The organism is Neobacillus sp. DY30 (assembly GCF_030123065.1).
In the GTDB taxonomy this organism is placed as follows: domain Bacteria; phylum Bacillota; class Bacilli; order Bacillales; family Cytobacillaceae; genus Neobacillus.
In genome coordinates this window covers 2,387,697-2,400,766 of the sequence record NZ_CP126093.1, presented here as the reverse complement: position 1 = coordinate 2,400,766, position 13,070 = coordinate 2,387,697, and the positions used below count along the sequence as shown (strand labels likewise).

Genomic DNA, 13,070 nt, shown 5'->3' with positions numbered 1-13,070 from the left:
TTAATAGTTACTTATTTTTCGCTTCCTCACTAACCGCTTTACCAGGAATCAGATGAACCGTTTCACTCGGCCCCTTACCACTCCAGCGATATCCATCAACTTTTACAAGACCGTTTAAAATAGTACCGGAGAGTCTTTCTCGTTTGGAATATTTGATTCCATGGCCAACAGCTTCCACTTTAAACGTATATTTTTTGCCTTGTTTAAGGCCAGTCACTGTGTAATTCGTTTCAACAGTCGTCATTTCCGCATTGATTGGAGTAAATTCAACCCCTTCAGGCTTAATCGGCTGCCCATCAACATATACACGGTACCCAATAACTTCTTGGTTAATTGCAGCAGCCTTGTTCCAAGAAAGAGAAACGCTCGTTCCATCCTTTCCAATTGCAGCCGTTAACCCGCCATCAAAGGTTGGAGCCCCAATTGCATATGGGACAGCCGTTTCGATTTCCTTTGAACTGTCATAAAGCTTCTTATTTCCTGCTAGGTCAACCGCTTCCACTTCAATCTTATATTTTGTACCTGGCTCAAGATTTGTAAGCGTGTATTTACTAGATTTAACAAATCCATGTAACTTTCCGTTAGCATAAACGTTATATCCTGCAATCCCTATATCGTCACTCGCAGCGTTCCAAGCAACAGTTGCCCAAGTGAAACCAGGATAAACGACATCAGCTTCTTTTCCACTAAAGGTAACATTAGCAGGTATTTTAATCGCGGGTTCTGAAATTTCAGTATTTTCAGGAAGCGTTGGAGGTGTTACATCTGCAGTTCCTGCAGTTTTTATTCTAATTTCAGGACCATTCGATGTACGGTTCCCGGTTGCATCTGCGGCTTCAACCTTAAACGTATATTCTTTAGCTGGAGATAATCCCTTCACCGTATAGCTTGTATTCGGCGTGGTGGTATAATTGGAACCTATTTTTTCTTCGTCTTTATAAAGTGTGTACCCTGAAACAGCCATATTATCGGTCGCTTTATCCCAAGTTAAGGTAACGCTCTTTCCATCTGAAGAAGTTTCTGCTTGGACTGTCGCAGTTTCTGACCATTCCGGCTTTTGAATAGCATTTTCTGGAGCATTTGTTGTATTTTCAAAGACTAGCCCTGTTGAGTTTTTAATTCTCCATGGATTTCCACCATTATCTTTGACATTTGTAAAAGCTACATTAATAAATTTAAAATCCTTCGCGTAATCCATATTTACAGAAAAGACATTATCAAATTTCACATTTCTAAAAGTAATATTTTCGTGGTAGACCTCCCCTACATCATCATTACCACTTACTAGGATTGACTGTTTCTTACTGCCGCCTTGGTTGCGTACGGTTGTATTGACAATCTCCATATCTCTAAATTGGGATATTTTTTGAGCTGGTTCATAAAGAATGGAAGCATTCGCGTCAGTATAAGCAGAAGTGAAAACAAATGGACCATCTCCATCTATTCCCTCTAATGCATTATCTCTGAAGAGGATATTTCTTGCTCCGCCGCCCATCGGAGTATTGGTTTTACTGCGTAAGCCAACATCCGTTTTATACATAATGTTATCTTCTACTACAAAATCTTGTATCCAGCTGCCAGTATGACTTCCTGTTACCACTCCACCGTGACCTTCACGAATATAATTATTAAAAATCCATGCATTACCCGTTGGTTCTTTTTCAGCAGCAGCTTGGCCCATACCAGAAGCAAAGTTAATCGCATCGTCGCCAGTATCTACGAAGTTATTGAAGACCATAATGTTTTGCGAATCACCGAACTCATATCCATCCGCATTATTTCCATCATATGTTTTAGAAATGGTACCATTTACAACAATGTTTTTACTGTGAAGATTCACAATCCCGTGATTGGCTGGATTAAGCTGGGTAATTCCTTCATAATACATACCGTCTACCCCGCGAACCGTAATCAGATTAGATCGACCAGAATAAGCAGATTTTGCATCCATCCCCATTACTTGAGCAGCGTAAGACTGATTTGCAGCTAGTAATCCGAAAGTGCTCTCTGCCTCAGAATTTATAGGACTCATTTTTCCATTTACTACTTTTACATCCCCTGTAACTTTAGTGTTATTACCTGCAACTAGACGAGGAAGCTCGTTGCCAAGTTCATCAATCGTTGGATGGCTTTTATCATATTTCCATCCGTTACCATCAATGATCCCGTTTCCTACTATTCTAATATTCTTTAAACTGCCGTAATGGTAGGTATGAGCATTGATTAGGGAGTAAGAACGCTCATCGGTCGAGTAATCATACAGCCAAAAATTCATGCTATAATCTTCCGCATCGGATGAACCCAGTAAATATCCATCCACTTGCAGCGTCATATCGGACTTAAGCCATAATTCCCCAGAGATAAACTTTCCTTCGGGTATTAGTACCTTTGCTCCTGGTGTCGCCGCATCAATGGCTGCTTGTATGGCTTTTGTATCTTTTGTTTCATCATCTGGTGTTGCACCAAAATCAACAATATTGAAAATTTCCGGTACTGCTGTAGTTTTCCCAACTACTGTATTGGAAGGAGCTGATTCGATCCCTTCTGCATTAACCGAAGTTACATAAAATTCATATGATTTGTTTGGTTTAAGATTTTCTACCATAAAATTATGAATAAGAATATCAACATGGAAATCGTCTTTATCAATATTCTCATAAAAATTATCAATATATGCTTTTGCAGGGCCGCGATTATCCTTTAAAGCACTGCCAATTTTCTTTCCATTCATATATACATTAAAATCTGTAATATCCTGATAATTTTCAGGTTTTTCCCAAACAAGGGTTATACTGTCCTCGTCTATAGCAAGATTGGGTATCTGTAGGTTTACTGGAGCAGGCAGGTCATTTTCCGAATATGGTTTGTTTGCTAAAGCTGTTGCACCAACTTGACTGAGTAGCAGTAAAAATATGAGTAAAATATAAATACTAACCTTAAAAATTTTCAACTATCCTAACCTCCCTACTATTTTCGGACATCCTAATGGTTACAGTGAATCAAGTCCACGATATTCAAAGAAATCAAAATCAGCATAAGAACCGGCTTTACGGTCCATATCATGAACAGCGATTCCTACAAAGTTACCGGTAAATCCTCCAGCCAAGAATAACAAATCTTGAGATTCTCCAATTCCGTGCCAAAGATTGTCTCCAGCCATTCTATAATAATAATTTCCAACTGTTCCGTTGACTTCAATCTTTAACTCTACTTGACCATCTTCTGTTGGAATTATGTCAGGAGTTAGTGAAAATTCACCATCTCTGCACTTCATCAATCGAAGGACACGGCCTTTTTCCTCATCATAAGTCAAATAGGCATAAAGATAATTACTATCATTTAAGTACAGCAGTAATCCAGCCATTTGATTATAGGTTTTTGGAGTATAGTCGATTTTCGTATATGCATGAAACTGGAAATCCTTTTGGCGGATAGCCAATATATGATGTTCAAATAAGGATTGAATGGAATCACCAGAGATTAAACGTAAATACCCTTCTCGGCTTGTTAAATCACACCAAGACTCATCCACCAATATACGGAGGCTATTCCACTCTTTATCGAGGGCACCTGTAAAATCATCACGGAAGTTTGTATTTTTCCTTTGTACAACTGGCTCTGTAGTAATGATTTCTGTTTCTGCCACTGGTCCATTGCCGCCTTCTACTAGTCGCAGCCAGCCATCTTCTGTCCAGTAAACTTCTTGAATAGCCGTTTCACGCCCTAAAATCGCTGCTTTTCCCATTAATGGGCGAGTACATAAATAGACCATATACCAGTTGCCCAGCGGCGTTTGAACAATACTGCCGTGACCTGAACATTGTAATGGTGACTCGGGTTTATCACTAGCTGTTAACATGGGGTAGTGTGGATCCAATTCATATGGTCCAGTAAGTTTTTTTGCACGGCAAACCGTAACAGAGTGACCAGAACCTGTTCCACCTTCTGCGGTGATTAAATAGTAATAATCATTATGACGATAAATATGTGGTGCTTCAGTTTTTGCCAATTCTGTACCATCAAAAATTTTATAGACAGGACCTGTTAACATCTGAATTTCCGGGTTGTATTCTTGAAGGACAACTCCTGCTGATTTATTGCCTGTTGTTAACCGGTAATCCCATATTTCGTTTAACAGCCACTTACGTCCATCGGTATCATGGAATAAAGATGGATCAAAACCGCTGCTATTTAAGTACACGGGTGTCGACCATGGACCATTGATACTAGGTGCTGAAATGAGATAATTATGACTGTCTTTAAATGGTCGTTTTGTACTTTTTACATCGGTATAGACTAGAAAAAATAAACCTTCAGAGTAACTAAGCTGCGGCGCCCAAATACTTCCGTTTTGTGGATTACCGCGTAAATCTACTTGATTTGTTAAAATATCCGTTTCATGTTCCCAGTTGACTAAATCCCTTGATTGATAAATGCGGACTCCTGGCAGCCATTCGAAGGAAGATACGGCAATATAGTACGTATCCTCCACCTTTAAAATATAAGGATCTGGATTAAATCCTGGTAAAATCGGATTGGTAATTTTTGTTTGATACATTTTCTACTCCTTTTTTGTCCTTTATTTTTCTAAGAAGACATAAACCTGCTGCTGTAAAAAAGAGAAAAGCAATGGGAAAAGCAATAAATTGGGTACCTATTAAAGTTGCTAAGCCGGCAAAAATAAAAAGGACAGCTCCCCTTTTGGGATATTTATTTTGCCAAATCGATAGAGAAGCAAGAGCAACTAGAATAAATACGATTAGCAGGGTAACACCAAACCAAATAGCTAACACATTCATTGCTTCAAAACTCTCGGAAATATATTTTTCAGAAACGCCTTCCTGCAAGATAGGAAAAACGGTTGTCTGAAACGTACTTTCCTCCATGGAAGTTATCGTTAATGAAAACCCGCCTAAGAAAATCACACAAAGTATCACACCTGCTATTCCAATTATCACTTCCCATTTTCGCTTCATTCTCCATGTTCCTTTCCTATTAATCTAGTTGTATGAAATCAATCCAATCTAATTTGTTCCTTTTCCCTTGATCTCTATATCGATTGTTGATTTCCTTATAAGTAACCGTTATTCTATTCGCTTTATTTCCCCAATCATCCCATCGATTGGGATGTATATGTGAACCAATCATACATTTAGCAAAAGTAGTTTTTGCATAGGGGCGCCATGGTCTTCCTAAAAAGACATTTTTAACATCTGCATCTGCAGTAATAAAACATCGATTAAAATAAAAACCTTTTTTATTTTTAGAAGTGGAAGCAGCAGTAACATAACCATCTTTGTTGTTTGGCCTTTTCAATGACTTAATTTCACAGTCTTCAAATACTGCTTCCCCACCCCCAAAAATAAAATCAATCGTGCCTTCAATATAGCAATTAAAAAAATAACTAGTGTTTTCTATAAAAATAGTTCTAATTTCAGGAGTAGAAAAAGGCTGGCCATTTTTTTGCGTTTCTGGCAGCGGCCCCAGACAAATGGTGTCTTGCTGTCCTCTAAAAGAACAATTTTTAAAGGTTACGTTGTTTCCTTCACTATATAAAGCAATCGCCTGGCCCACCTTTTCACCCGGTCCTGCAACATTACTAATCTCGATATTCTCAAAACGAATATTTTCACCATTAATAAACAGAGTCGCGGTCTGAAAGGTACCTATTTCCCTCAGCTGCTCATCTTTTTGTAGTGCGTATCGTCTTCCGATAATCCTAACAATACCTATTCCTATCAATGTAATGTTAGATTGATATAAGGTAATATTTTCATAATACAATCCACTTAAAACCGTTATTTTTATCGGTCCATTTACGTCACGACAACTATCTAGCGCCTCTTGAATACTAGAAAAATCACAGAATTCATTTTTTCCCACAACTAGACTTTTTAGAAAATTTAAAGGTGTTTCTTTATGAATGTTTTCCATAATGCTCTCATTTCCTTTGTTTCCTGATGTCCCCCTGTGAGAATTCTGCCCTCCCAATTTTCAGAAACACATTGTTGTTCATATATAATTTTCAATTGTTCATTTAAAAATTCTGCGCCTTCTATCGGACACATTCGATCATCCTTACCGATCATGCTGAGACGTGGCCTTGGGGCAATCATTTCTTGAACGGCTAATGTCGTAAAATGTTTTAGAAATCCAGGAACATAGTAGTAGAATCCATGATGATCCAAACCACGTTTCTGTTTTAATATCTCGATATCCACTTGTGCTGCGATGTCGACCGTGACCTTAATACGCTCATCCAGAGCTGCCAGCCACCAGCTCATTAATCCACCCATTGACATTCCAATTGTGGCTATTCTGGTGTGATCGACATCTGACCGCGTTTCCAGATAATCTAACAAGGCCATGTTATCGAATAACCGCATCCCCCACAGAGTCTGGCCATCTAACAGCATTTCTTTTACCAATTCACTTTCTTGTTTGCCTTTGCGTTGATTAAAGCCCCACATATCTATTGAACAAACAGCAAACCCAAGTTCGATTATCTCTTCAAGGAAGGAAGGGTTTTGCAAATAAGAGCTGCTGGATAAGAGTTCCTCTTTCCCTTGGTCAAAATTGCCGCCATGTGAATGATTAAAGATGACCGTTGGTAATGGTTCAACAGCATTCAATGGTTTAGCAAAATATGCCGGGACCGTTTCAATGTCATTTAAATGCAGCATTAAACTTTCTAAAACAAACCCCTGTCTCTTCTCTATACTAATTAATTGTGGAGATGGGTTTTCCGATTGTGGGCGTTCTCCTAACAAATTAATCAGTTGACTGCGCCTGTTTTCACTCACACTACCCCTACTTCCTTAAGGAGTACTTCTTCAGCTTTTGTATTCTTTGATTTGCAGTGGGTAATCTCTACTTCCTCACTATATTCAACATGGAAAGCTGGACCCTCATGATTTTCGATGGTTACGCGATTAAATAGGATGTCTTTGGAGAATCCTACATAAAAACCTCGATTATTCATATCCTCTATTCCTGCCATCATCGCAGGTTTCCCGGGAATTGCATTTTCTGCCATAGAAATATCAATGTTATTAAATGTTATCTCGGAAACGTATTGCTCTGCTAAGCCATAGATAAAACCAGCGGAGGCATGAACATTTCGAGCGGTAATATTAGCAAAATGGATTCGTCTGAACATCGGTGTTTCTTCTGTTATTGGATAGGGGTTTTTATCCCAGACATATTTATCCTTTCCTTTTGGTCCACAGAAGTAGTATAAGTTCAGAATAAATGGGCACATTACCCGTTCCATAACAATATTGTCGACACGAATATCTTCCACGACTCCTCCACGTCCACGCCGTGATTTAAAGCGAATTCCCCGGTCCGTATCCTGGAAGGTACAGTTACTAATGGTAACATTCCGGATATCACCACTCATTTCACTGCCAAATACCACTGCCCCATGGCCATGAACCATTGTACAGTTTGTAATGGTAATGTTCTCACAAGATACTCTATCTGCAGTATCTTCCGTACCCGCTTTAATTGCGATACAATCATCTCCTACATCAATGTGACAGTTGCTGATTCTTACGTTTTTACAAGATTCCGGGTCAATCCCATCCGTATTGGGTGAGTCTGATGGATTGATAATAGATAGATTATCGACTGTTACATCGTGGCAACGAATCGGATTCACGGTCCAGCTTGGTGAATTGATTAAGGTTACATCTCGTATGGTGATATGCTCACATCCGTCAAAACTAATCAATTTCGGACGCGGATAAGCCAGCTTTTCTCGCTCATTTCGAAAAATATGCCACCATTTCTCCCCATTGCCATCAATGGTGCCAAAACCCGTAATAGCAATATTTTTTGCATCTTCTGAATAGATACAAGACGCATATACCTCTCGCACAACACCTTCCCAACGAGAAACGACCACCGGATAGTCCTTTTGTTCATCCGAAAATTTTAAAATGGCCCCTGCAGAAAGATGCAATTCAATATTATTTTTTAAAAATAATGCCCCTGTAAAAAAGACACCTGATGGAATCAAGATTTGCCCGCCGCCGTTTTCAGAGGCTTCATCAATGGCCTTCTGGATAGATTGTGTACATAAAATTCCATCGTTTCTTGCACCGAATTCGGTAATATCGTAAGTGGTCATATATTTACTCCTTATTCATTACTTCTTCAAATTCAGCTAAAGCTTGTAAAAACGCACCGAGCCCTTTTTGGTCATTACATATAATTGGCTCACTAATGTAATACGTATAGGTACCATCACGTTTGTCATGTCCTCCTAAACCAGCAACCTGACAATTCTTATTTAAATTCACCCAGCCCTCTTTTGTTAGCAAGACAAATTCGTCCAATAATCCTTGATGCGATTTTCTTAATTGGTTTTCCCATACATTTCGATCAAGTACACCCAGGCGAATCCCTTTTGCTATTGCACATACAAACATGCTGCTGCACGAGGCTTCTAAGTAATTCCCCTTTTCATGTCCCTTATCTGGTACTTGATACCAGACACCACTCGATTCATCTTGGTAGTTTACAAGAGCCTTCAATGTTTTCTCTGTTATCTGTACAAGATAGTCCCGATCCGGAGTATCTTCTGGCAAGATTTCTAACGTATCGACTAACGCTAATAAATACCAGCCCATCGAGCGACCCCAGAAGTTCTCAGACAATCCAGTTTCTTTATTGGCCCACGGCTGCACCTTTTTCTCATCCCAGGCATGATATAAAAGCCCAGTCTTTTCATCTAGTAAATGTTGATAACTAATGTTAAACTGACGAATGATATCTTCTAACCCTTCACCATTAGCAAAGGTTGTTTGATACTCTGCATAAAAAGGTGAGCCCATGTACAAACCATCCAGCCAAATTTGATAGGGATAAATTTGTTTATGCCAAAATGCACCTTCCGATGTTCTAGGGTGTGTTTCGAGCTGACTGCGCAATAATTCAGCAGCTTTTTTATACTTTTCTTCTCCAGTTTCTTTGTATAGGACAAATAACATTTTTCCATTATTGATATGATCGATATTATATTCATCTAGATGATACCCTTTAATGGATCCATCTTCTTGGATAAAGTAATCCATGTTTTCTTTGATATAATTAAAATATTTCGCTTCTCCTGTTTGCCTCCAAACTCTTTCAAACCCTTTAAATATCACGCCATAATCATAAGACCACTTACCTTTATATCCTTTGTCTTCATATAAACGAGGCAGCCTTTCCATAATCGAGTTTGCTGTTTTAACGGACCACTTCATCACGATCACTCTCCTATTCTCTTTTCTATTATTTTGTGCTAAAGCAAAATTTCTTGCTTAGTGGTAACCAACGAGTGGTTTTGGTTACCGCTAAAGTGAAATCTCTGGCTTAGTGGTAACCAAAGAGTGGTTTTGGTTACCGCATAAGTGAAATTGCTGGCTTTGTGGTAACTAAAGAGTTGCTTTGGTTACCACAGAAGTGAAATTGCTGGCTTTGTGGTAACCAAAGAGTTGCTTTGATTACCGCTAATGCAAATTCTTGGTTTAGTGGTAACCAAAGATTGCTTTTGGGTTATGGCAAAAGAGATTTGGCAGGATGTAGAATGGAGGTATTCCTATTGAACAAAGTTCAATAAAAAGACCTCCACTGGTGATTATTTTGCCTCGTTATACGCCGCTTTGTATTCCTCTTTTATTGTTTTTCCGCCTTGATCATTCCAGTTTTTAACCGCTTTCTTAAAATCATCGAGAGAGATTTCACCTAAAATGTATTGATAAGTAGCGTCCGTAATAATCTTTTGTAACTCCGAACCTTGTGTAGTGAATGTTGGCGACTCTAAAGGAACGGCAGGGTTAAAGACAGCATATTCTGCGTTTTCAGCAATCATTTCATCTGCTAGTGCTTTAATTGGGTTAGGATCCTTTAGACCATAACCGCTTTCTTTTGGACGTGAAGCTGCAAACGGCTGAACTTCTTGCTGCCATAAATCTTGGTTAATAATTTCATATGCACCATCATCATTGAGTTTATAATGGGTTCCTTCAATACCGTAGGTCATTAACGTATAGGTTTCAGGATCGATTAAATCATTTACAAATTGCAGAAGACGTTTTAATTCTGCTTCATCCTTTACTTCTGAACGAGGGAATGCGAGTAGTCCGCCAATACCATTACCTGCAGACCAAATGGCTCGTTCAGTATATGATTCAGATGTCATATCATTGACTAAAGCAAGTTCCATATTGTCTTGGATACCTGCTGCCATTGTTTGGAGATTTTTAGCATCGAATAAGGCCCCTACATAAATACCAGCCTTGCCTTGAGCAAAGTTTTGCTGTTGATCTGTTTTGGCTGTTACAGCAAAGTCCTTGTTGATCCAGCCGTTTTGATATAACTCTTTCATGTAGTCCATTGTTTGAATATAGCCATCTGTTTCAAACTCAGCTGTAAAGTTGCCCTTTTTATCCACCTGCCAATTATTTGGTGTCCCGTGGTATGAACCTAAAGTTTTGAAAGCACCGTAGATTAAATCACTACGATCCATAAATCCCGTCGTATCATTTTTTCCATTGCCATCCGGATCTTTTTCTGTAAACGCTTTCGCTACTTCCATTAATTCTTCTGTTGTTTTTGGAACAGCCAAACCTACTTTATCTAACCAATCTTTCCGAATAACGACACCATTTCGCGCTAAATCTTTTTGAAACGGAATGCCGTATAGTTTACCTTCAATTGAGGCTGAGACACGTATGTCTTTTGTAATCGCTTTTAAGTTAGGGAACTCATCTAGATAATCTTCGACATTCCAGAACATCCCTGATTTCAAGGCATTACGAACAGAAGAATTCTCCAAAATGGTTAAAGTAACAATATCTGCTAATGAATCTGAAGCTAATGCTGTATTTAGACGTTCCTCTTTTGAGGCATCCGGGATCCAAGAGAATTTAATTTCTGTATTTGTTTTTTTCTCGATTTGGTCTAATACTGTATCTGTCGGCGGTGAAGCTGTATGCAAAATATTTAGCCAAGTAATTTCGGCAGTACTGTTTTTGTCAACTTCCTTTGTTGATTCCTTTTCGTTAGAGGCTGTACTGTTGCACCCCGCTAATAAAAGCGCACCTGCTAAACTAACACTGGCTAACTTTGATACTTTTTGTTTTTTCATCCCAATTCTCCTTTGCATTTTGGTGAATATATTTATCTTCTAGCTCTTCGGCATCCATCGTTTCCATTCTTGTAAACACTTGATTAACTGTCCAAGTAATCAAATAGAATAAGAAACTAATACCTAAAAAGGTTAAAACCCCTGGAAAAAAGTTGGCTGCTGCCCAATAAATTACACTCGTTACTAAAAATAAAACGAGTGAGTACTGCAGGCAGGAAAAACCAAATAATAGGGACATCTTGATTTTAATGAGAATTCCCTTCCAATTATAATGAGCCATAATCGGAAAGATATAAATGAGTGATAATAAATAGACAAAACTTATCAAAAATAATGCAACTCTAATGTACCAATTAGATACATGCATTAAATCAACGATTAAAACAATCCCGCCTATTAGATAAAGCCAACTAATGATGACAGATTCTATAAAACTCTCTTTGTAATACTTCCAGTAGGTCTTGAAAACGGGCAGGCTTTGGCCACGAATCCATTGCCTGCAAATACTAACCAATGCATAAGTGGAGGGGCCAATACCGAAGATACCTACTCCCAAAATGGTAAAGAGTATCCATAAAAAATTTACGTATACCAAGTTAAGGATGATCGTTAATACATGGTTTAACCTTTCCACTGATTTCAGCATGATATCCCCTCCTTCTCCTCTTTAATACACGCCATCTTCTCCAAATTTCTTTGCTAGTTTATTCGCAAGGATGACCAATACCAATCCAACAAGCCCTTTAAATAAACCTACAGCAGTACTGAAACTCAACTGTCCATTTTTTAAACCTGCTGTATAGATATAAGTATCAAAAATTTCTGCAACACTGCGGTTTAAGGAGTTCAGTAAAAGGTACATATGTTCAAAACCTAAATCCAAGGTGCTTCCAATCTTCAAGATTAATAGAGTAATAATGACTGGACGAATAGCAGGTAAGGTTACATGCCAAGTTTTTCGAATACGGCCAGCACCATCCATTTCAGCTGCTTCATATAATTGTGTATCCACTGCTGTAATAGCAGCTAGATAAATGATTGTTGACCACCCTAATTCTTTCCAAATGATTTGTGTGATGTAAATGGTCCTGGTCCAATCCGGTGAAGTTAAGAAGCTGATTTTCTCCATTCCTATAGAAGCTAAGAATTCATTAATAATACCGCCATCCACATTTAAAAAGATAAAAGAGATGGAAACAATAATTACCCAAGACATAAAGTGAGGTATATAGATAATGGTTTGAATTCCAGCTTTAAAGTATCTATTCTTCACTTCATTCAGCATGAGAGCTACGATAATTGGCATTGGAAAAAAGATTACGAGATTTAAAGCAAACAAAATTAACGTATTCTTTAATAACATGAAGAAAGTAGGTTCCGTAAATAAACGAATAAAATGTTTGAGACCAACCCATGGACTTCCTAAGATCCCTAAGAATGGCTGATAGTCTTGAAACGCAATAATGAGACCAGCCATCGGTAAGTACTTAAATATAATGAAATAAAGTAACCCAGGAAAGATCATAAAATATAAGAACTTATTCGTTTTTAATCCGGCAATGATTTTTTGTCTTTTTTTAATCTTTAGCTCTCTCGCTGTCAAAATGGGCAATGGTTGATTATTTTGGTTTACAGCACCTTCCATTTCATTCCTCCTCTTTTCTATTTGTTTTCCTTGCTTGTTTTAAGCATACTGAAATGGAAAAATTACGTACATAATCATTTTATGATTACGCTTATAATCCCCTTTGGTATCAAGGTTTTTAAGCATTGTATCCACCATAATGATAGTTTTCAACGGGATATGATTATCTCTTTTCAGAGCATCTTTTTCTTGGTGAAAGCGCTCTCTATTCTATTGAATCAATAGTGGGATATTGATTATATACGTAATTTAGATCGAATGATAAGGTTGGATTATCTTACTAAA

General features: G+C 38.1%; 10 protein-coding genes. All 10 read right to left on the bottom strand.

The features are described from left to right. Positions 1–7: 7 nt before the first annotated feature. Entirely contained in the window at positions 8–2,950 is a 2,943-nt protein-coding gene (locus QNH29_RS11480) for a fibronectin type III domain-containing protein (RefSeq protein WP_283864897.1), read from the bottom strand. A gap of 39 nt (positions 2,951–2,989) precedes the next feature. Continuing rightward, a complete protein-coding gene (locus tag QNH29_RS11475) occupies positions 2,990–4,558 on the bottom strand; it encodes a glycoside hydrolase family 43 protein (RefSeq protein ID WP_283864896.1) in 1,569 nt (522 codons plus the stop codon). Then, the gene (locus tag QNH29_RS11470; protein ID WP_283864895.1) at positions 4,515–4,976 is read right to left on the bottom strand and encodes a DUF4064 domain-containing protein; all 462 of its coding nucleotides are present in this window, start codon (positions 4,974–4,976) and stop codon (positions 4,515–4,517) included. The genes QNH29_RS11475 and QNH29_RS11470 overlap by 44 nt, the downstream gene beginning before the upstream one ends. A 19-nt stretch (positions 4,977–4,995) precedes the next feature. Beyond that, complete coding sequence (locus QNH29_RS11465) at positions 4,996–5,883, bottom strand: pectinesterase family protein (RefSeq protein WP_283864894.1); 888 nt, start codon at positions 5,881–5,883, stop codon at positions 4,996–4,998. A gap of 20 nt (positions 5,884–5,903) precedes the next feature. Then, a complete protein-coding gene (locus QNH29_RS11460) occupies positions 5,904–6,803 on the bottom strand; it encodes a dienelactone hydrolase family protein (RefSeq protein WP_481858793.1) in 900 nt (299 codons plus the stop codon). After that, positions 6,800–8,134, bottom strand: a complete 1,335-nt coding sequence (locus tag QNH29_RS11455) for a glycoside hydrolase family 28 protein (protein WP_283864893.1) — start codon at positions 8,132–8,134, stop codon at positions 6,800–6,802. The genes QNH29_RS11460 and QNH29_RS11455 overlap by 4 nt, the downstream gene beginning before the upstream one ends. Positions 8,135–8,138: 4 nt before the next feature. Continuing rightward, positions 8,139–9,254 (bottom strand): glycoside hydrolase family 88/105 protein, encoded by a 1,116-nt coding sequence (locus QNH29_RS11450; RefSeq protein WP_283864892.1) that lies wholly within the window; start codon positions 9,252–9,254, stop codon positions 8,139–8,141. Positions 9,255–9,628: 374 nt separating this feature from the next. Continuing rightward, on the bottom strand, positions 9,629–11,158 hold the full coding sequence (locus QNH29_RS11445) for an extracellular solute-binding protein (RefSeq protein WP_283864891.1): 1,530 nt from the start codon (positions 11,156–11,158) through the stop codon (positions 9,629–9,631). Beyond that, complete coding sequence (locus QNH29_RS11440) at positions 11,103–11,786, bottom strand: YesL family protein (RefSeq protein ID WP_283864890.1); 684 nt, start codon at positions 11,784–11,786, stop codon at positions 11,103–11,105. The genes QNH29_RS11445 and QNH29_RS11440 overlap by 56 nt, the downstream gene beginning before the upstream one ends. A gap of 21 nt (positions 11,787–11,807) precedes the next feature. Then, positions 11,808–12,665 carry an ABC transporter permease gene (locus tag QNH29_RS11435; protein WP_283865606.1) on the bottom strand — a complete coding sequence of 286 codons (858 nt, stop codon included), beginning with the start codon at positions 12,663–12,665 and terminating at the stop codon, positions 11,808–11,810. Positions 12,666–13,070 lie beyond the last annotated feature (405 nt).

Coding starts and splice junctions, on each gene's coding strand:
- QNH29_RS11475 (WP_283864896.1), bottom strand. CDS start 4,558: ATGTATCAAACAAAAATTACCAATCCGATTTTACCAGGATTTAATCCA.
- QNH29_RS11470 (WP_283864895.1), bottom strand. CDS start 4,976: ATGAAGCGAAAATGGGAAGTGATAATTGGAATAGCAGGTGTGATACTT.
- QNH29_RS11455 (WP_283864893.1), bottom strand. CDS start 8,134: ATGACCACTTACGATATTACCGAATTCGGTGCAAGAAACGATGGAATT.
- QNH29_RS11450 (WP_283864892.1), bottom strand. CDS start 9,254: ATGAAGTGGTCCGTTAAAACAGCAAACTCGATTATGGAAAGGCTGCCT.
- QNH29_RS11445 (WP_283864891.1), bottom strand. CDS start 11,158: ATGCAAAGGAGAATTGGGATGAAAAAACAAAAAGTATCAAAGTTAGCC.
- QNH29_RS11440 (WP_283864890.1), bottom strand. CDS start 11,786: ATGCTGAAATCAGTGGAAAGGTTAAACCATGTATTAACGATCATCCTT.
- QNH29_RS11435 (WP_283865606.1), bottom strand. CDS start 12,665: ATGATCTTTCCTGGGTTACTTTATTTCATTATATTTAAGTACTTACCG.